Source organism: Algibacter pacificus, from assembly GCF_008033385.1.
Lineage (GTDB): Bacteria > Bacteroidota > Bacteroidia > Flavobacteriales > Flavobacteriaceae > Algibacter > Algibacter pacificus.
Map to the genome: position 1 here is coordinate 420787 of NZ_VOGY01000003.1, position 20875 is coordinate 441661.

General features: G+C 33.4%; 20 protein-coding genes. 14 read left to right on the forward strand and 6 right to left on the reverse strand.

The window, feature by feature from the left end; all coding sequences use genetic code 11:
* Positions 1 to 2: 2 nt before the first annotated feature.
* Positions 3 to 689 carry a hypothetical protein gene (locus FQU21_RS07100; RefSeq protein WP_147677294.1) on the forward strand — a complete coding sequence of 229 codons (687 nt, stop codon included), beginning with the start codon at positions 3 to 5 and terminating at the stop codon, positions 687 to 689.
* Between the two features lie 184 nt (positions 690 to 873).
* Here the strand turns inward: FQU21_RS07100 and FQU21_RS07105 are convergent, their stop codons facing one another.
* Together FQU21_RS07105 and FQU21_RS07110 are read right to left on the reverse strand one after the other, a co-directional pair.
* Entirely contained in the window at positions 874 to 1998 is a 1125-nt protein-coding gene (locus tag FQU21_RS07105) for a glycosyltransferase (protein WP_147677295.1), read from the reverse strand.
* Positions 1995 to 2960, reverse strand: coding sequence for a lysylphosphatidylglycerol synthase transmembrane domain-containing protein (locus tag FQU21_RS07110; RefSeq protein WP_147677296.1), 966 nt, complete (start codon positions 2958 to 2960; stop codon positions 1995 to 1997). Before FQU21_RS07110 ends, FQU21_RS07105 begins: the two co-directional genes overlap by 4 nt.
* A 99-nt stretch (positions 2961 to 3059) precedes the next feature.
* On the opposite strand from FQU21_RS07110, the gene FQU21_RS07115 reads away from it, so the two are divergent.
* The 9 genes from FQU21_RS07115 to acs all read left to right on the forward strand — a co-directional run bounded on the left by FQU21_RS07115 (position 3060) and on the right by acs (position 10625).
* A complete protein-coding gene (locus FQU21_RS07115; protein ID WP_147677297.1) occupies positions 3060 to 3695 on the forward strand; it encodes a cell envelope biogenesis protein OmpA in 636 nt (211 codons plus the stop codon).
* Entirely contained in the window at positions 3695 to 4264 is a 570-nt protein-coding gene (gene ruvC, locus FQU21_RS07120) for a crossover junction endodeoxyribonuclease RuvC (protein ID WP_147677298.1), read from the forward strand. The genes FQU21_RS07115 and ruvC overlap by 1 nt, the downstream gene beginning before the upstream one ends.
* Positions 4265 to 4319: 55 nt before the next feature.
* Complete coding sequence (gene hemW / locus FQU21_RS07125; RefSeq protein WP_147677332.1) at positions 4320 to 5507, forward strand: radical SAM family heme chaperone HemW; 1188 nt, start codon at positions 4320 to 4322, stop codon at positions 5505 to 5507.
* 14 nt (positions 5508 to 5521) lie between these two features.
* Positions 5522 to 6274, forward strand: a complete 753-nt coding sequence (locus FQU21_RS07130) for a cyclase family protein (RefSeq protein ID WP_147677299.1) — start codon at positions 5522 to 5524, stop codon at positions 6272 to 6274.
* 18 nt (positions 6275 to 6292) lie between these two features.
* Positions 6293 to 6901, forward strand: coding sequence for a DUF4230 domain-containing protein (locus tag FQU21_RS07135; RefSeq protein ID WP_147677300.1), 609 nt, complete (start codon positions 6293 to 6295; stop codon positions 6899 to 6901).
* Between the two features lie 49 nt (positions 6902 to 6950).
* On the forward strand, positions 6951 to 7316 hold the full coding sequence (locus FQU21_RS07140; protein ID WP_147677301.1) for an MmcQ/YjbR family DNA-binding protein: 366 nt from the start codon (positions 6951 to 6953) through the stop codon (positions 7314 to 7316).
* Positions 7317 to 7437: 121 nt separating this feature from the next.
* Positions 7438 to 8016, forward strand: coding sequence for a PhnA domain-containing protein (locus tag FQU21_RS07145; protein ID WP_147677302.1), 579 nt, complete (start codon positions 7438 to 7440; stop codon positions 8014 to 8016).
* A gap of 77 nt (positions 8017 to 8093) precedes the next feature.
* A complete protein-coding gene (locus FQU21_RS07150; protein WP_147677303.1) occupies positions 8094 to 8390 on the forward strand; it encodes a TM2 domain-containing protein in 297 nt (98 codons plus the stop codon).
* Between the two features lie 327 nt (positions 8391 to 8717).
* Positions 8718 to 10625, forward strand: coding sequence for an acetate--CoA ligase (gene acs / locus FQU21_RS07155; RefSeq protein WP_147677304.1), 1908 nt, complete (start codon positions 8718 to 8720; stop codon positions 10623 to 10625).
* 122 nt (positions 10626 to 10747) lie between these two features.
* Here acs and FQU21_RS07160 read toward each other — a convergent pair whose 3' ends face one another.
* Positions 10748 to 11068: a winged helix-turn-helix transcriptional regulator gene (locus FQU21_RS07160; RefSeq protein WP_147677305.1), complete on the reverse strand. Its 321-nt coding sequence runs from the start codon at positions 11066 to 11068 to the stop codon at positions 10748 to 10750.
* Between the two features lie 143 nt (positions 11069 to 11211).
* Here FQU21_RS07160 and FQU21_RS07165 point away from each other — a divergent pair, with 143 nt between their 5' ends.
* Positions 11212 to 12210: a YhdH/YhfP family quinone oxidoreductase gene (locus FQU21_RS07165; protein WP_147677306.1), complete on the forward strand. Its 999-nt coding sequence runs from the start codon at positions 11212 to 11214 to the stop codon at positions 12208 to 12210.
* Positions 12211 to 12270: 60 nt separating this feature from the next.
* Here the strand turns inward: FQU21_RS07165 and FQU21_RS07170 are convergent, their stop codons facing one another.
* The 3 genes from FQU21_RS07170 to FQU21_RS07180 are packed head-to-tail and all read right to left on the reverse strand — an operon-like array spanning position 12271 to position 15490.
* Positions 12271 to 12936 (reverse strand): 3'-5' exonuclease, encoded by a 666-nt coding sequence (locus FQU21_RS07170; RefSeq protein WP_147677307.1) that lies wholly within the window; start codon positions 12934 to 12936, stop codon positions 12271 to 12273.
* Positions 12937 to 14853: a DUF294 nucleotidyltransferase-like domain-containing protein gene (locus FQU21_RS07175; protein WP_147677308.1), complete on the reverse strand. Its 1917-nt coding sequence runs from the start codon at positions 14851 to 14853 to the stop codon at positions 12937 to 12939.
* Positions 14854 to 14875: 22 nt separating this feature from the next.
* A complete protein-coding gene (locus FQU21_RS07180) occupies positions 14876 to 15490 on the reverse strand; it encodes a fumarylacetoacetate hydrolase family protein (RefSeq protein WP_147677309.1) in 615 nt (204 codons plus the stop codon).
* A 420-nt stretch (positions 15491 to 15910) separates the two neighbouring features.
* Here FQU21_RS07180 and FQU21_RS07185 point away from each other — a divergent pair, with 420 nt between their 5' ends.
* From FQU21_RS07185 to FQU21_RS07195, 3 genes are all read left to right on the forward strand, one after another.
* Entirely contained in the window at positions 15911 to 17683 is a 1773-nt protein-coding gene (locus FQU21_RS07185) for an ABC transporter ATP-binding protein (protein WP_147677310.1), read from the forward strand.
* 4 nt (positions 17684 to 17687) lie between these two features.
* Positions 17688 to 18206 carry a DinB family protein gene (locus FQU21_RS07190; protein WP_147677311.1) on the forward strand — a complete coding sequence of 173 codons (519 nt, stop codon included), beginning with the start codon at positions 17688 to 17690 and terminating at the stop codon, positions 18204 to 18206.
* A 421-nt stretch (positions 18207 to 18627) separates the two neighbouring features.
* Positions 18628 to 20550 carry a zinc-dependent metalloprotease gene (locus FQU21_RS07195; RefSeq protein ID WP_147677312.1) on the forward strand — a complete coding sequence of 641 codons (1923 nt, stop codon included), beginning with the start codon at positions 18628 to 18630 and terminating at the stop codon, positions 20548 to 20550.
* Positions 20551 to 20875 lie beyond the last annotated feature (325 nt).

A 20875-nucleotide genomic window follows, 5' to 3' on the forward strand; every position in this document is an offset into this window, starting at 1 on the left:
TTATGTTAAAAGATAATCATAACCCAATATCTAATATTCCAAATCCTTCGATTAAAAAAGGGACTATAACAAGAAAACTAATTGAGTTTATAGAAGAAGTTTTGATTAAATTTCAACATCAATTTAAAGGAAAAATAGACTTTTCAGAAGAAGAGTTGAACCAAAATCTTGTTAATACATTTACGTATTTTTCAAAAAACTCACCCTTTTTATTTCAGCAAGAAGTAATTCAAAAACAGAAAAAAGGTCAAAATAGAAAAGTAGATATTGGCGTTTTTTGTCATTATAAGGATACAAGCCCTTTTTTCACTATTGAAGCTAAAAGACTTACAACAACTTTACCTAATTCAAGAGAAAAAGAATATGTAATAGGAAATGACCCTTCAAAACTATCAGGTGGTGTCGAAAGATTTAAACACAATATTCATGGAGTAGATTTACTAAATAGTGCAATTGTAGGTTATGTGCAAAGGGAAAACTCAGTCTATTGGTTTGATAAAGTTAATAACTGGATTAATCAATTAATTACAGGAAATTTACAATCAGTTTTAAAATGGAACACGAATGATTTACTTGTTAATTATTGTAAATTTAAGGATCTTAGAGTAAGTAAATTTTCATCAAAAAACATTAAGTCAAATAGTACAACAATTACTCTTAATCATTATTTTATTGATTTGATAAATTAAAAAAAGGGAAGCCTAATAAAGATGCACAGAATATAGGGCGTTTATAACAAATTTAAAGGCCTGTGTATATTAATAAAAATTCTGTATTTAACGGAAAAAAGATAAAAGCAAAATATTTATATAAGTAATATGCCGAAATGAAAGGTGTATTAATTATTCAACCCGAAGTATATATACCAATCGTCTATTTCTTAAACGTTCTTCCTTTCCAAGTATAGGTCTTAAAAATCGATAAAAAAGCAATATAAACACTAAAAAAAGGATAGATAAAAAAAGCAGGAATAAAGCTTTTTAAAACAGGTCTTTGGTTGAAAAATACGGCCGTTTTGTGCAGCAAATAAAAGTCGATTGAAAACTTAATAACTAAAACATAGCTCATAGTTTTTAAAGAGAAATAGCCAAAAACCGAAAGTAAAAGTAGGGAAATTATTAACGCATTACTTAGTAAAACAACAAGTCCGGTTAGTTTGCCAAAGTTATTATTGTAAGCACTGGTTTTAGAAGCCCAGCGTAAGCGTTGTTCTATTAAACTACGCCAATTGGGTTGTGCATTTGTTTTTACTATAGCATGTTCACATTTTAAATAATGGAGTTGTTTGCCATACATTTTTGCTGCTTTTTCAAGTAGAAAAATATCGTCGCCACTGGCAATATTGCTGTTACCCTCAAAACCGTTAACCGTTTTAAAAAGTGTTTTTGTGTATGCCAAGTTGGCGCCGTTGCATAAAAAGGGTTTTTTAATACCAAAACCACCAATAGTGGCGCCTTGTAAACTTAAAATATCCAAGGTTTGAAAGTGGTTTAAAAAGCTTTTTTGGTTGTGGTAGCTTACAGGAGCTGCAATGCAATTAGCATTTGTTTTTTGTATAAATTCATTAAAACTATCGAGCCAATATTTGGGTAATGTGCAATCGGCATCGGTGGTTATAATCCAGTCGTATTTTGCTTGTTTTATGGCTGTAGTAATGGCATCTTTTTTAGGTGAATTAGTTTGTCGATGATTAGTAATTACGCTAGCGTTTATCGACTTTTCGCTAAAGAATTCTGTTATAATTTTTGAAGATGTATCGCTTGAATCATCATCAATAAAAATAATTTCAAAAAGGCTGTTGGGGTAGTTTAGCTGGTCAATAGATTTTAATAGGTCTAGTAGGTTTTCGGCTTCATTCCTAAAAGGAATTAATATTGAAAATCTAGTTTTATCTGGTAAATTGGTGAGTTTATAGGTTGGCACTTTATCGAAACCAAAAGCAAAATACCATATTAAAGCGGTGTATAAAATACTGATAATGATAATGGTTAAAATCATGAAATTATCTCGGGTTTAGGGGGTTTAAAACGCAATACAAAATAGCTGCCCATTAAACTTGGTAGCACAAAATTGAGTAGCCACATTAGCGTAATTATACTTAGAATAATAAGTTGATTAATATCTAAAAACGAAAACAAATATACCGCCACGCTTCCTTTAATTACCACATCGAATATAAAAATAGTTGGAATAATGGAGGCTAATAAATACATAGACGTTATAGTCATCATACTATTAAAATAATCGATTTCAATTTGAAAACATTGCAATAAAAAGTAAAATTGAAATGAAAAAATAAGATAGCGTAAAACCGATAGTAAAAACCCAAAAAACAAAACGCTTTTCTGAAAGTTTAAAATGAATGTTTTTAGTTTTTTAAATTGAAACCAATTAGTGAATCCTTTGCTTTTTCGAACACCAATCACGAGTAATGCTGCGAGTAAAAATCCGATAAAAATAAATTTCAGTAGTTTTAAATAATTAATGTTTAAACTGAATTTGGAAACAAAGAGAGATAAACCTATAATTCCAAAAACAACCGTAACTGTCATTTGCAATAGGTTGCCAATGAAGTTAACAAGCATGATGCGTTTTCGGATACTTTTCGCGAAATACAGGGCTTTTGCTCCGTATTCGCCAATGCGATTTGGGGTAATTAAAGAGGCTGTTAAAGCCCCTAAAGTTTGATTTGTGGCTTGCTTAAAACTAATTTTTTCTTGTGTTGATACTAAGGTTTTCCATTTTAAAATTTCGAAAAACCAATTGAAACCACTTAAAAGGATTAAAAAACTAATGGTTTTAAAAGAAAAAAGCTCAGTTTTAGTAATAATAGCAATAAAAGTTGAAAATTGTAGTTCGCTATTATTGGTTAGTTTTTGGTATATAAAATAAAATGCGCCAACAACTAGGCTCAATTTAATGAGTACAAAAAAGAATTGTTTAGTTTTGTGTGTTCGCATGGTAATGAAAAAAACTTGTTCATAAACGCTTCGAAACCCTTGATGGTTTTTGGAAGGTTTTTAAAAGTAACCAAGTGCAAAATAAATCAATATTATTACATGACTTGTATTTTTAAATTTTATAAACACAAACTATGTGCAATAGTTTTTATATGTTTTACAACGTTTAGCTTTTCTCAAAGCCGGACAAGCGATTTTACAGCGCAGTTTGCTTTAGGTGTTAACAGCCCGTCTAGCGATGGTTTTGTAACGGGTTTCGAAGCGAATTCCGTTAATTTTCCCACGATTAATTTAGGGCTGCAATATATGTTTAAACCGCTGTTTGGTGCAAAACTAGATTTAGGTTATAACAAATTTTCAAATTCGGAAAACTCATTAGAATTTAAAACAAATTATACCCGTATTAATGCGCAATTGGTTTATAATGCTTCAGATGTACTGGGTTTCTCGTCAGATTGGAAGATGTTTTTACATGCGGGGCCTGGGATTTCCTGGATAAAACCTATGGGGAATTATGCGCAAAATAAAACAGATTTTTTAAATGGCGTAACTGGGCTAGAATTTCATTATGCAAGGTCGTATAAAGTTTCGTGGTATTTAGATGCGTCGTATGTTTTTGGATTTGGAAAAAATTTCGGACCTATTTATGATAGCTATGGATCTTTTGATGGTAATTTATTAACGATAACAATTGGCGCTTCGGTTTCGCTAAGTGGTTGCAGATATTGTAATTAATGAAACAAGAAAAAATTATTTTAGGGATAGATCCTGGCACGACTATTATGGGTTTCGGACTTATAAAAGTGGTGGGTAAAAACATGCAGTTTCTTCAAATGAACGAGTTGGATTTAAAAAAATACAGCGATCATTATTTAAAATTAAAACTCATTTTTGAAAGAACGATCGAACTTATCGATACCCATAATCCCGATGAAATAGCCATTGAAGCACCGTTTTTTGGTAAAAATGTGCAAAGTATGTTGAAATTAGGGCGTGCTCAAGGTGTGGCTATGGCTGCGGGTTTAAGTCGCGAAATTCCTATTACAGAATATTTGCCAAAAAAAATAAAAATGGCCATTACCGGAAATGGAAATGCGAGTAAAGAGCAGGTGGCTAAAATGCTTCAAAGTTTATTGGGTTTAAAAACACTTCCTAAAAATTTAGATTCTACCGATGGATTGGCGGCGGCTGTGTGTCATTTTTATAATTCTGGGCGGGTAGAAATTGGTAAAAGTTACACAGGTTGGGATGCTTTTGTTAAGCAGAATGAAAAGCGTGTGGCTAAAAGAACTTTAAAAAAATAAAGTGTTAGATAAAAAGAAACCTCAAAGCAGTGAACCTTCCGAGACATCGAAAAAAATGGGAGCTGCCATTTATATTCATATTCCGTTTTGTAAACAAGCTTGTTTTTATTGCGACTTTCATTTTTCAACCTCGTTAAAAAAGAAAGTCGATTTAATTCAATGCTTGGTAAAAGAGTTGGAATTAAGAAAAAATACGCTAAAAAATTTAACTATTGAAACCATTTATTTTGGTGGCGGAACACCAAGTTTGTTAACGGTTGAAGACATTCAGCTTTTAATTGATACGGTTTATAAAAACTATCATGTTGTAGAAAATCCGGAAATCACGCTGGAAGCTAACCCGGACGATTTATCCGATGCCGTTATTCTTCAGCTTGCTAAAAGTCCCATAAACCGTTTGAGTATTGGGATTCAATCTTTTTTTGAAGACGATTTGAAAAGTATGAATCGGGCACATAATGCCGAAGAAGCCAAACATTGTTTGGAGGAAGCTACCAAGTATTTTGATAATATTACCATCGATTTAATTTACGGCATTCCAAATATGAGTTTAGAAAAATGGAATGATAATTTAGACATCGCTTTTGGTTTTGGCATTAATCATATTTCCAGTTATGCCTTAACGGTAGAGCCTAAAACGGCTTTGGATACTTTTATAAATAAAGGAATCTATCCGCCAATAGACGAAAGTTTGGCTTTGCAACATTTTAATCATTTGGTTGAAAAAACCGAAGAAAACGGTTTTGTGCATTACGAAATTTCAAATTTTGGAAAACCTAATTATTTCTCGAAACACAATACCAGTTATTGGCAAGGAAAACCGTATTTAGGTATTGGGCCGTCGGCGCATTCATTTTATAATAGCACACGGAGTTGGCATGTTTCAAACAACAGCAAATATATTCAAGCGATTCAAAACAATGAATTGCCGAACACGGTTGAAATTTTATCAAAAAACGATCGGTTTAACGAGTATGTTATGACGGGTTTACGAACCATTTGGGGTGTGTCATTAAATAGAATTGAAAATGAATTTGGCACCGAGTTTCTTCAGCATTTAAAAAAATATTCGAATAAATTTTTAAAAGAGGAATTATTGATTATTTTAAATGAAAAAGAGCAAATAACTCATAATAAAAAGGATAGCATTTTCGAGGTTTCCGTAAAGGGAGATATTTTGAAAACGACACAAAAAGGAAAATTTCTTGTTGATGGAATTGCTTCCGAGTTGTTTATGATTTAACTATATTTGATGATATGCAAACAACAATTCAATACAATTCTAGAAAACTTCAAATAGATTTAAAAAAACCAATTGATATTTCGATAGCAATTGATGCCTCTAAACAAAATGTAAATGCGTGGTATATTGGCGAGCCAACTATTGCGCCCGTTCAAGAAGGCGAGCGCATTGCAAGTGTAAAAGCGGGTTCGGCTATTAATTTTAATAATATCTCTTTTAATCCGCACGCGCACGGTACACATACCGAATGTGTGGGGCATATTACAGAAACTGTACATTCTGTAAACCAGAGTTTAAAACAATTTTTCTTTTTGGCCGAGGTGATTACTGTGGCGCCAGAACGTATAAATGACGATTTTGTGATTTCTAAAAAGCAACTGAAATATGCCTTAGGAAATAAAAAACGTGATGCGGTAGTAATCCGTACTTTACCAAATACTAAAGAAAAATTATCTAGGCAATATTCTAACACAAACCCAACGTATTTGTTGGAAGAAGCGGCTATTTATTTAAAGGAAAAAGGCGTAAAACATGTATTGGTCGATTTGCCAAGTATTGATAAAGAGCAAGATGGTGGCGAACTTTTAGCTCATAATGCCTTTTGGAATACTTCTGGGAAATTGAGGTTTGATGCCACCATAACAGAGTTTATTTTTGTTCCTAATACTATTGAAGATGGGGAATATTTTTTAAATCTTCAAATAGCATCTTTTGAAAATGATGCCGCGCCAAGTAAGCCTGTTTTGTATAAAGTTGAGTCGGTTTAATCTATTAAAAATGAATTAATGGAAGCGTTTTTAGGAATTATAATAGGGGTTTTATTTAGTTTGGCAGGGGTAACCTATTTTAAATCTCGAAATAATAAAAATGTAGTCAATGCGCAGTCGGTTTTGTTACTCGACAAAATTAAAAAAGTATGTAAATTTATTACTGTTGAAGGTGATTTTGCTGAAATTTACCATTATGAAGATGTGAAAGCGCGATTTTTAAAATTGGTAAGTAGTCGAAAAAAAGCATTGGTTATTATTAATGCCAAAGCGCATATAGGTTACGATTTGGCTAAAATTGAATTAGAAGCCGATACCCAAAACAAGAAAATTATTTTAGGGCATTTTCCACAGCCAGAAATTTTGTCGATAGAAACCAATTTGAATTATTATGATAAATCTGACGGAATTTTTAATAGGTTTGAAGCTTCCGATTTAACAGGGTTACATAAAGAAGCCAAACGTCATATTGAAGATAAAGTGCCCGAAAGCGGACTGATTCAAGTGGCGCAAAAAGAAGCTTTAGAAACCATTTTACTTATGGAAACTATTGTAGAAACCATTGGTTGGAAATTAGATTATTCGGCATTGGAACTTCAGGAGAAAAGTAAAAAGTTGATTAAATAGTTTTTTTTCTTCTTCAAATAATTTAAAACGTCAATACTAACCGCTTAAAATGAATATCGAACAACTCCGCGATTACTGTCTTAAAAAGAAAGGCACTACTGAAGATTTTCCTTTTAATGAAGATGCGTTAGTCTTTAAAGTTTTAGGAAAAATGTTTGTTTTAACGAGCTTGTCGAAGTGGGAATACGGCGAAGCATCTATAAACTTAAAAGCCGATCCGGATTATGCACAAGAACTTCGTGCCGAATATGCAAGCATTCGCCCGGGATTTCACATGAGTAAAAAGCATTGGAATACTATAGATATTTATAAAAGTGAATTACAGGCGGCATTTATTTTTCAACTTATAGATCATTCTTATGATATGGTTTTAAAAGGAATGAGCAAAAAAATGCGGGATTCTTTAATAGACTAATTTTAATTGAAGATTCCTTAGTGTTTTGCGGTTTTTTTTAAGTAATAAAAATAATACGGAATTCTAAATTTGTTCATTCTCGAATTTTACTGTACTATTGCAAAATCAAAAAAATATACTTATGAGCGTTTTACAAACATTACAAGAGCGAAGCAATTCTAGTTGCGAATTATGTACATCTAAAGAAGATTTAAAACAATACACGATTCCACCATCGTTAAATGAAAACGTAGCAAACGATGTTTTAGTTTGTAAAACCTGTTTAGATCAAATTAATGGAGAGGTCGATATGGATCCAAACCATTGGCGTTGTTTAAATGATAGTATGTGGAGCGAGCACGTTGCCGTACAAATTATGGCATGGCGCATGTTGCAAAGGTTAAGGGATGAAGGTTGGCCAAAAGATTTGTTAGATATGATGTATCTAGATGACGATGCCATGGCTTTGGCTAGAGCAACTGGAGAACATGAAGAAGCGGCTAATAAAATTATTCATCGTGATGCAAACGGCGTTATTCTAGAAGCTGGTGATAATGTGGTTTTAATTAAAGATTTAAAAGTAAAAGGATCTAGCATGGTTGCTAAACAGGGTACTCCCGTTAGAAATATTAGATTAGATCGTGAAAATGCCGAATATATCGAAGGTAAAGTTGGTGCGCAGCAAATTGTTATTATTACTAAATTTGTGAAGAAAACTTAATTTGGAATTTAATTCTAATTAAGGTTTTCAAAAAAAGCATACTTAAAGGTCCGGTAATAATTAAAATAAAAGAAATTATGAACAAGCACTATCTGCAATCAAAAATAAAATCTACAGGTGTAGCCTATTTACTTTATTTTTTATTATTCGGAACGCACTATGCTTATTTAGGGAAGTGGGGTTTACAAATATTATTTTGGATTACTTTAGGTGGTTTAGGAATTTGGGCTTTAATCGATTTGTTTACCATACCAGGAAAAGTAGCGCGCTACAATGCGAATATATTTAAACAAATTGAAGCCATAGAGAAAAAAGAACGTGATAAAGAACAAGCCAGACAAATGGCTATGTTTAATGCAGCCAAAGGGAATTAGTAATTTCTGTTGTTTATAAAATTAAAGAAGCATTCAAGCTTTTTAACTATTAATTTAACGGTTAAAAAATTTGAATGCTTTTTTGTGTCTAATTTTAAGTGAAATTACAGTTTTGGTAAATTTTTAAGAATTTTATTATCATTAATACTTTATCGAGTTAAAATTTATAAAAACCTTAAGTTAATTTGCTTTAAAATTTTGATACATTAGAAGTCGGAAATAAATTATATTTATTAAAGATAAATAAAGGGCTTTATTGAGTTGTCTCCAATAACGTCTAAACGCATTTGATTTCAAACAAAACTAAACACCATTAAATAATAAGCCATGAGTAATTATCACATTAAACATTTAGAAGAATATTATCAAGTTTACAGAAAATCTGTTCGCGAACCCGAAAATTTTTGGGAAGAAATTGCGGAAGAACATTTTATGTGGCAGAAAAAGTGGGATAAAGTGCTTAGTTGGGATTTTTCAAAACCCGAAGTAAAATGGTTTGAAGGGGCGCAATTAAATATTACCGAAAACTGTATCGACAGACATTTACCAACACGAGGCGATAAAACGGCAATTTTATTTGAGCCCAATAATCCGAACGATCCCGCCGAGCATATTACATACAATCAGTTGCACGCACGTGTCAATCAATTTGCTAATGTTTTAAAAAGTCAAGACGTAAAAAAAGGCGATCGTGTTTGTATTTATTTACCTATGATTCCCGAATTGGCCATTGCTACTTTGGCTTGTGCCAGAATTGGAGCTATTCACTCGGTAGTATTTGCTGGGTTTTCATCAACCGCTTTATCAACTAGAATAAACGATTCCGATTGTAAAATCGTGATTACCAGTGATGGGTCATACCGTGGTTCTAAATCCATCGATTTAAAAGGTATTGTAGATGAAGCTTTGGAAGATTGTCCGGGGGTAAAAAATGTGTTAGTTGCAAAACGTATTCATACGGATATCCATATGGAAGCTGGACGCGATAAATGGTTGCAACCACTTTTAGATCAAGCATCGCCAGTTTGTAAAGCAGAACTTATGAAGGCTGAAGATCCGTTATTTATTTTATACACATCGGGTTCTACGGGCAGACCAAAAGGGATGGTGCATACCACTGCAGGTTATATGGTTTACACGGCATATACGTTTAAAAATATATTTCAATATAAAGAAAATGATGTGTATTGGTGTACTGCCGATATTGGTTGGATTACAGGACATAGTTATATTGTTTATGGACCATTAGCCAACGGAGCAACCACTGTAATGTTTGAAGGCGTACCAAGTTATCCCGATTTTGGACGTTTCTGGGAAATTGTTGAAAAACATAAAGTCAATCAGTTTTATACGGCACCAACTGCAATTCGTGCTTTGGCAAAACAAGGCCCGGAGTTGGTTGAAAAATACGATTTATCTTCATTAAAAGTTCTCGGTTCTGTTGGTGAACCGATAAACGAAGAGGCTTGGCACTGGTATAACGATAACGTGGGGAAAAGAAAAAGCCCCATTGTTGATACTTGGTGGCAAACAGAAACTGGCGGTATTATGATTAGTCCAATACCATTTGTAACACCAACAAAACCTACTTATGCCACTTTACCGTTTATAGGTATTCAGCCCGCTTTAGTGGATGAGGAAGGTTGCGAGTTAAAAGGGAACCAAGTAGAAGGACGTTTATGTGTTAAATATCCATGGCCAAGTATGGCACGAACTATTTGGGGAAATCATCAACGTTATAAAGATACCTATTTTTCAGCTTTTGAAAACAAGTATTTTACCGGAGATGGTGCTTTACGTGATGAGGTTGGCTATTACAGAATTACCGGTAGAGTCGATGATGTTATTATTGTTTCTGGACATAATTTAGGAACCGCTCCAATTGAAGATGCTGTTAATGAACATCCAGCGGTTGCAGAATCGGCTATTGTTGGATTCCCACACGATATTAAAGGAAATGCCCTTTACGGATATGTTATTCTGAAGGATTTTGGTGAAACCAGGGATCAGAATAACTTAAGAAAAGAGATTAACCAAATGATTACTGAATCTATTGGGCCAATAGCCAAACTCGATAAAATACAGTTTACCGTGGGGTTACCAAAAACACGATCTGGTAAAATTATGCGTCGTATTTTACGTAAAATAGCTAGTAATGATACTAGTAATTTAGGCGATACAAGTACGTTATTAAACCCGGAGGTTGTTCAAGAAATTATGGATAATGTGTTGTAGGTTTAAATGAAAGGCGTAAGCCGTCAATAGTTTCTTTTTTTTACAAGATGCTATAACATGTACAAGTTAAAATTTCAGGGTTAAGTTGTGTAGCTTAACCCTGTTTTTTTCAAAAAGTGATTTTATGTATTGTCTATACTTTTTTCAAAAAGCAAACCTCCTTTAAACATGCCTTTTAATACTGGGTGAATTTCCTGTCCTAATGTTGATAAACTGTATTCAACCCTGGGAGGTACTTCGGGAAATACGGTTCTGTTAATTAATCCATCAACTTCTAATTCTTTTAGTTGTTTGGTCATCATACGTTCACTAATATCAGGCATTAGTCTTACTAATTCGCTATACCGTTTGTTTCCTTGAAAAAGGTGCAAAATAATAGTGCCCTTTCTTTTTCCTTTAATGGTATTTATAAAAGTATCTATGGGACAATAACTTTTTTTCATTTTTTTTATTGCTTTTACGTGTTATAAACAGTTAAAACGGTACAAAATGTTCGTATAGGTATAAAATGTAAGCGCTTGTTTGGTGACATTTTTTAAACGAAATTTGATATAAAAATAAGGAAAACATATAAAAAATAACAATTATGAATATGCAATCAACATATAAAGCTTTTAGAGTGGAAGAACGTGGCGATAATTATATATCTACTATAAAAGATATGCCTTTTACCAATTTGGTTGAGGATGAGTTGCTAATAAAGGTAAGTTACAGCTCCTTAAATTATAAAGATGCTCTGTCGGCTTCAGGAAACAAAGGGGTTACTAAAAACTATCCACATACGCCAGGTATTGATGCCGTTGGAATAATTGTTGCTTCTAAATCGGCTAAATTTAAAGTTTCGGATACCGTGATTGTAACAAGTTATGATTTAGGTATGAATACAGATGGAGGTTTTGCACAGTATGTTAAAGTTCCAGCAAATTGGGCTGTTAAACTACCCGAAAACCTTTCCATGAAAGACGCTATGGTTATTGGTACAGCTGGATTAACAGCCGGGATGTCTGTATTAAGATTAATTGAAATTGTGAAACCAGAAGACGGATCTATTATTGTTTCGGGGGCAACAGGTGGTGTGGGCTCTATGAGTTTAAGAATCTTAAAAAAAATAGGCTATACCACGGTGGCAATTACGGGTAAAGACACCGAAATTGAATTTTTGAAAACCTTAGGAGTAGACGAAGTTATTAGTAGAGAAGATTTTGAGAACATGGCAAATAAGCCGCTTTTAAAACCCATCTATGCTGGGGGTATTGATACCGTAGGCGGCGTAATTCTTGAAAATATTATTAAATCAACTCATTCAATGGGGGTGGTTACTTGCTGCGGAAATGTGGCTTCTCCTAAACTGGATTTAACAGTGTTTCCTTTTATTTTAAGAGGGGTTACTTTAATTGGTATAGATTCGCAAAATTACCCTATGCAGTATAGAGAAATTGTTTGGAGTAAATTATCGAATGAATGGAAGCCTAATAAATTAACCGAAATATCAACAGAAATAGTTTTAGGGGAATTAAAAGAAAAAATAGATTTAATGCTTAAAGGAAAATTAAAAGGCAGAACGGTAGTTAAACTAGATGTATAAAGTAAAAAATGTTTTTTATGTAACACCATTTCATAGATTAAAAGGTATTAAAAGGGGCGTTTATCCATGCAATAAATAGCCCCACTTTAGGTGTTTTTGTTTATCCAAACGGGCTAATATTTTTAGAAATATCATAGCGGTAATTAACGCATCTCCGCTTGCGGTGTGTCTGTCAACTTTAAGAACATTGAGTTCTTTACATAAGTCGTCTAGCGAATAATGTTTTTGCAATGTATCTTCATAAATTTTATGTTTCGATTTTTTAAATAAAACACCAGTATCTATAAACTTGTTTTTTAGTTTGCCCAATCCGTTACGACGTAGCATTTCGTTTATCATATTTTTATCAAAACCAGCATGGTGAGCAATAAGTACACTGTTTTTTATGTAATCTAAAAAAGCTTGAATAGCTTCCATTTCGGTTACTTTTTTATATCCACTATTTTTTCTAATGCCGTGGATTTTTACAGTTTCAGATTTAAAAATATCTTGATGAATATAAAGTTCAAAACTATTACTTACTGGTATAGATTTACCAACAAAAGAAACAGCTCCAATGGATAGCACGCGGTCTTCTTTTCTATCAAACCCCGTAGTTTCAGTATCAAAAGCAACAAAACGTGTTTCTTCTATATTAGATTTTGGTTTCTTTTTAAAACCTTCTAAATACGCTAAATAAAAATCTGGGTAATCTGTTTTTTCTTTACGGAACCAATTAAAATTCATTTATATAAAGTTTTTTAAATCGAAACGTAATTTTAAAGTCTCTTGTATGTCGTGAATGGGTTTAAAGCAGCGTTTAAGTTTTAGTTTTTCTTCTTTACTTAAGGTTTCTAATTTTATAAATTTTCCCGAGTTATGATGAAGCAAGCCTTGTTTGGTTTTAAATTTGGATAGAGCTTTAAAGGCATAGGAACAGGATTCATAAAGTTCTTTGTTGTTTGCGTCTATTTCTGCCATTTTTTCAAAACGTTCGTATGTATTGTTTACGTTTTTTATTTGGTTACTTAACACTAATAAGCGTGCGGCATCAATTAAAGGCATTAGTCCGCGACTTTTTATGTTAAATAAATCTTTTTGTTCGCCATTTTGTTCTACTACAAATTGTTTAAAAATGCCTAATGGCGAAGGACTTTTTATAGCTTCACTTCCTAAAAACTTATAAAATAGCGCCGAGTTTTCTAAAGCTTCAAAAATAGTTTCGGATAAAGAATCTACTAAACTTTCATCACCATAAATATTAGAATAATCTAAAAATATAGACGACAGTAAAATGGCTTTATTATCGGGACTTAAAATCCAACTCTGAAATTGCGTTTTCCATTCAGAAATCGATTTACACCATTCTGGATTGTTAGCCATCATATCGGCTTCGCAATATTCAAATCCTATTTTATTAAGCGATTTGGTAACGTATTTAGCCAATTGCAAAAAATAGGCTTGCGTAGCTTCATATTGATCTTCGGGAACATCGTCAAATATTAACGCATTATCTTGGTCTGTAAAAAGCAACTGCTCTCTCCGGCCTTGACTTCCTAAAGCTAACCACGAAAAAGCAACTGGCGGTGGTGTTGGCATTTTCTTTAAAGCAATTTCAATAGCCTGGATAGTTACGGCATCGTTAATTTCAGAAATTACATTAATAATATGTGTTAAAGGGATGTTTTGTTCCAAATAACTTTTAAGCAGCGTATTGGCTTTTAATCGGGCTATGCGTAATTTTTTTGTACGCTTAGCTCGTTTTATTTCTTTTAAAATAACCGATGGGGTATTGCCTAAAGTCACCAAAACATCGTGGTGCGTAAGCACGCCAACAAGTCGAGAATTTATAGTACCGTCTTTAGTAATACATAAATGGCCTATACTATTTTTAATCATTTTTAGTTGGCCATCGGCAACCGTTAAATCTTTTTTTGCCGTAATTACTGGCGAGTTCATAATATTTGTAACCAACGTTGTAATCGGGAATTTCCCTGTGGCAATTTTATTTTTTATATCACTGTTGGTAATTATTCCAACGGGTTTTTTAGTATCATCTACTACAATAATACAGCCTATTTTATGTTGGCACATTAAACTTGCCGCTTCTTGTAAAGTGGATTGCACAGGGCAAGTTACAGGTGTTTTTGTATAGTTGGCCGTTTGAAAATTAACAACATCTAGATGTGTGCTTGGCAGGTAATCTTTAAAAATCTCATTATTTTCTTCTGTAGTATAAGAGTCGTAGGCATTGGTGGCAAAAGCCGTAATTAGGTATTTGTAAACCTTGTCGTTGGTTTTGGTAGCCGACTGGAAGTTTTTTATAGGTAAGGCATAAATTATGGTTTCCTCGTTTGCCGTTGCTGTTAGTTTATAGTTTTCTCGAGCAATTAGTGGGCGTAGGCCAAAAATATCTCCGGTATCATTAATGGTAACCAGTTCTTTGGTGTTATTTTCAGTATGAAATAAACTAATAGCGCCAGCCCTCACCATATAGAAATACTCGTTTGCTGGTTGGTCGGCCTTAAATAAAGTGTCCCCTTTTTCTAGGTAAACAATTACCGTTTGTTCCGCAATTTCTAATAATTTCTCAAAGGTTATTAAATCGAATGGCGGATAGGTTTTTAAGAAATCGCAAACACGTTCAGCAATCGAGTTTTTCATATTATGTTTACAGTATAAAAAATTAAATCAATTTAAAATCTAAAAGTAATTCCCCTTCAATAGAAGCTTGTATGTGGTCACCTTTAATATTTAAACCAGCACCAGTTGCAGGTGTTCCTGTAAAAATAATATCACCAGCTTTAAGTGTCATAAAAGAAGATACAAAACTAATAATCTCAGCAAAGTTATATATCATAAAATCGCTATTCCCCACTTGTTTTTGTTCCCCATTTATCAGTAAATCGAAATTAATATTATTCAAATCAGGAAAATTAGAAACCGGTTTAAAATCCGAAATAGGCGAAGCGCCATCAAACCCCTTTGCCAAAGCCCACGGTCCTTTATTTTCACGGCTTGCGGCAAGCACATCTTTAGCCGTATAATCAATGCCAACGGCAATTTCCGAAATGTATCCATTAGCATCTTCCAGAGCAATATCCTTCCCGTCTTTTCCAATTTTCACCACCAATTCCACCTCGTAAGCCAGTTGGTTTGTAATACTCGGGAACACAACATCCGCATTTCCCGTAACCACGCTGCTATCTGGTTTTGTGAAAATCACTTGAGCACCCGTTTTTATCGCGCTAATTTCCTGTTTATCGTTCACGTAATTCTTTCCAATTCCTATAACTTTCATCTGTTTATTTTTAAGGTTTTTAATTCAGTTTAATAGATAATAAAAGTACTAAATAAGTGATTTATATTGTCCTTTTTTCTATAAATAATTTGGGCGCAACCCAAGGGTCGGGCTTTCGCTACTCGCTTTTTTGTGTGGCATAGGTGCCACCCCACAAAAAGAGCTCAAACAAACCGCTCAATCCCTTGCGCGGGCATATTTGCTAAGGTTAAGTTTATTAGTTAATAAGGTAATGTTTTTGGAAAGTTCGTAGCATAGAAACCTCAAATACAATTCAGCAGCTCCATGTCATGCAGAGCTGGTCGAAGCAACACAAAGTAAATAAATCATAAATATAATTATAGGCAGATGAAAAATATGTCATAAACCCGACTTATGGTATCTTTGTTCACTTGTATTTTCAATATCTAAAAATTAATTATGCAACACCTTAAAGAACCAACCGCAACCAAAGATAAAAGTAAATCAAAAGTAACCATGGCACAAGCCTTTAAAACCATTATTTGGCCACGCCGAAAATTAGTTTTTATAGGTTTAATTTTAATTGTCGTGCGCAGTTTGGCAGGGTTAGTATTACCGTGGCAAAGTAAAGTGCTGCTAGATGAGGTGGTTCCAAGTAAAGATCCATCCATGTTATATAGCCTTATCGGGATTGTAATAGCTGCAATTACCGTTCAAGCGGGAACTTCGTTTTTATTAACCCGTATTTTAAGTGTGCAAGCCCAATATTTAATAAGTGAATTGCGAGCGCAAGTACAGAAAAAAGTGCTATCCTTACCGTTAAGTTTTTTCGATAACACAAAATCTGGAGCATTAGTATCTCGTATTATGAGCGATGTAGAAGGGGTTCGTAATTTAATAGGAACGGGATTAATACAATTGGTTGGCGGAACTTTTACAGCCATTGTGTCTTTGGTAATTTTAATAAAATTAAATCCTTGGATGACGCTTTTTGTGTTTATTCCAATCTCTATTTTTGGGTATATCGCCCTTAGAGCGTTTAAATATATTCGTCCTATTTTTAGAAAACGTGGCAAAATAAATGCCGAAGTAAAAGGCCGACTTACAGAAACCCTCGCAGGTGTTCGCGTTATAAAAGCATTTAATGCCGAGGAGCAAGAAAATCTTGTTTTCGAGGATGGTGTCGATAGATTGTTTCAAAATGTAAAAAAGAGTTTAACCGCAACAGCTTTAATGACGAGTTCTTCCACTTTTTTAATTGGTGTTGCAACCACTGGAATTATGGGAATTGGTGGTTATTACATGATGTTGGGTGAAATGACCACGGGCGATTTTCTTTTCTTCACCTTAGTTCTCGGTTTTATGATTGCGCCCATTGTGCAAATGAGTAATATTGGGAGTCAGCTTACCGAAGCTTTAGCCGGTTTAGACCGTACCGAAGAATTGATGAACATGACCGCCGAAGAAGATAATGATGCCAGAACCATCGAATTAAACACTTTAAAAGGGGATATTGCTTTCAATAATGTTTCTTTTTCTTATGAAGAAGGGAAGCAGGTATTGCATAACATAGATTTTAAAGCGCCAGCAGGATCGGTAACGGCATTGGTGGGAAGTTCGGGGTCTGGAAAATCGACAATTGCAGGACTTTCGGCAACGTTTTTAACGCCTAAATCGGGGCAAGTTACTATTGATAATCAAGATTTATCTCAAGTTAAATTAAGTAGTTACCGGCAACATTTAGGCGTGGTTTTACAAGATGAGTTTTTGTTTGAAGGCACTGTAAAACAAAACATTATGTTTCCAAGACCAAATGCCACGGAAGCTGAGTTGCAAAACGCTGTAAAAGCAGCTTATGTAAACGAGTTTACCGATAGGTTTGATGATGGTTTAGATACGTTAATTGGCGAGCGTGGTGTAAAACTTTCTGGAGGACAGCGCCAGCGTTTAGCCATTGCACGTGCTATTTTGGCAAATCCCAAAGTGATTATTTTAGACGAAGCCACATCGAGTTTAGATACCGAAAGTGAAGCCTTAATTCAGAAAAGTTTATCCGAATTAATAAAAGATAGAACCACTATTGTTATTGCTCACCGTTTAAGTACCATTCGTAAAGCAGATCAGATTTTAGTGATTGAAGCGGGACATATTGTAGAGCGGGGTACACACGACGAGCTAATTGCTTTGGGCGGACGTTATTTTGATTTATATACTTATCAAGCTAAAATTTAATATTATGAAAGTTATCGATTTAAAGCCAGACGAATTCCATCCATATTACGCCAGTTATATTGGTAAAGTGCCGCAAACCTGGGAACTTAAATCTGGTTTTGAAACTGGGGCGCAAGCTATGGTTGAATTTTTTAAATCTATTCCTTCTGAGAAGTTAGAATATCGTTACGCTGAAGATAAATGGACTATAAAAGAATTACTTCAGCATATTATAGATACGGAACGCGTTATGATGCATCGTTGTTTTAGAATCGCTAGGCGAGATATAACTCCGTTGCCAGGTTTTGAGCAAAATGATTATATCATGCCATCGAAGGCGAACTCGAAATCTATAGATACTTTAATTGAAGAATATCAAATAGTGCGTAAAAATTCCATGGTTTTGTTAAGCAGTTTGTCTTCCGAAGATTTAAAATGTATTGGTACGGCTAGTGGAGGAAATATGTCGGCAAGGGCAACTGCATTTATTACACTTGGTCATGAAATTTGGCATGCCGATATTATAAAACTGAAATATTTGTAGAATTCATGGTTTTTACAAAATATCAGTTTAAAAGTATTTTAATACGATTAAATATGTAGTTTTTTTCTTCTTTTTTTTGTTTTTTAATGATGTTTTATGCTTTTTATGGTGAATTACTTATAAATTATACTTATTTTTGAGTAGGTGTCCATAAGGAAATTGATGTTTTTTTTTCGATTTTTAAAAATTGAAATTGTAAAACGGAACTTAAAAAGTGTCTCAATTACTAACTAATTAAATATTGGATTTATAGAAAAATATGGGGCTATTTGTTGTTCTAGATATTATAAATTTAATATGGTTTAGTTAGCGGTTATGCAATAAAATATCCTTATCACCTTTATTTACTAGCTAACATTTAAACGCTTATTTTAATGTAAGAAGCGCTTAAGTCATTCTAACTTAATTTAACATTAAAAACATGAAAAAAATTACATTAAAATTAAAGGGCTTAATACTTATCTTTTTTTTGTTTAGTATGGTTTCCTTTTCTCAGGAATTAGAGAAATGTGTTACCGATAAAATGATGGGATTTGAGCGTTTAAAAAATCCTACTTTGTTTGATCAAAACAGAGAGAAAGTAGAAGCTTTTACAAGGCGTTACGCAAAAAAAATGAAAAAATCTACATCTGCAAAAGCAAGTATTACTACCATACCAACAGTTGTACACGTCATTCATAATGGACAAGCGGTAGGTACTTACCCAAATATAAGCGATGTGCAAATAATGAGTGCAATTGCCAATTTAAATGATGCTTTTAAAAATCAAGGTAGTGTATATGCAGGGTCTACCTTTTTAGGGGCTCCAAGTTATAATAGTCCAATGGATATCGAGTTTGTTTTAGCTCAGGTTAAAGAAGATGGGTCTCCAACCACAGGAATAGCACGACATGACGTTACCGGTAAATCTTATGCTACAGAATATAATAATAATGGTATAAGTTCCGATGGGCCAGGGGTTGATAGCTCGGTTTTGTTTGCTGATTTTTATTGGAATTCGCAAGATTATATGAATATATGGATTGTAAATAAAATTGACGGTGTAGATATTGGTACCAATGGAAACGGAACGCTAGGTTATGCTACATTACCTAATACTTTCCCTGGGAGTTCAGATGGTTTAGTTTGTCAGGCAAGAGCTTTTGGTTACTACCCAGATTATGTTGTTCCTGTTACGCAACCAACCGGGTATGTAGATTATGATTTTGGTTATGGTTCTAGCTCTGCTAATGCCTCAGGAAATGGTACTGCAGATCATGAAGTGGGGCATTATTTAAATTTATTACATACCTTTCAGGGGGATGATGATGGAACTGTATGTCCGGGAGATGCCGTAGTGGGTGTTGATAGTGATGGCTGTGATGACATTCCGGCTCACACAAGAACAAATTCTATTTGTCCTACAGATAGCGCTATAGGAAATACCTGTATTTCCGAGGGCGGTTCAAATGAATATGTTCATAATTTTATGAATTATTCTTCCGATCCTTGTTTTACTGGGTTTTCTAACGATCAAAGAACACGAGTACATGCAGCTATAGATGGCCCAAGAGCTGCTTTTAAAACCGCCGTTGGTCATGTTCCTCCTTCAGGGAATTATCCGGCAGCTTTAGCTCAAACACCTCAATTAATCCAAGGAAACGCAGGGTTAGGTATTTATGAAGTTAGCTTAGCTGGAAATGTGTATAAATCATTATCATCTTATTATGATGGATTTTATTTAAATAGAGTAGCATCCCAACCAGCAACAACTTTGGAGGCAAATACCGAGTACACGATGAGTATTAAGGTTGGAGTAGGAAATACCAATTATAATGAATTGGTGGATGTTTATATAGATTATAATAATGATGGTGTTTTTAATACAACTAATGAGCGTATACACCAAACATTAGGAGGTGATGGAAAATTGAATGGAGAAGAGATATCTTTTACTTTTACAACACCAAGTACAGGTTTTGACGATAATCAAAAACTTAGAATGCGTGTTATTTCAGATTTTGATAATAATGTTAATACAATTAGTAGTACCTATCAAACTGGTTATGGTAATATCGAAGATTATTCAGTGGTATTCAATCCCGTATTATCATCGTCTAATAATAAAATAAATGCTGGTAATGTTAGTATTTATCCAAATCCAACACATGATATTTTAAATATTGAAAATACATCTCACAAAGTATTAACGAATATATTTATATATGATGCTTTAGGCAGACAAGTGTTAAATAATCGAAACACTAATCAAGTTTCTGTGAGGCATTTAACAAGTGGTGTTTATTTTTTAAAATTACAATTTGGAGATTTTGATTTAGTTACCAAGCGCTTTATAAAAAAATAAATTAAAGTAAAACAATATAGTAGGTTATTTACAAAGGTTAGTTTTAAAATTGTAAGTAGTATGTAGAAACTATTCAACTTAGAGGAGCGTCTTTTTTTCAATCGGTTTAAATAAATTATTAAAAATTAACCTGTTTTTATATCGCCATTTTTTTGCAATTTACTTTAAAATAGATTGAAATAAGCAGAAACTGTATTGTTATTAAGGAAAAACTAGAGTATAAAAAAGCCATTTTAGAGGTTTTCTAGAATTTTTAATTATTTTATAATATAAATTTTTATAAAATTTGATTTAAGCTGTTTTTTAGGCGTTTTAAGCGGTTTTG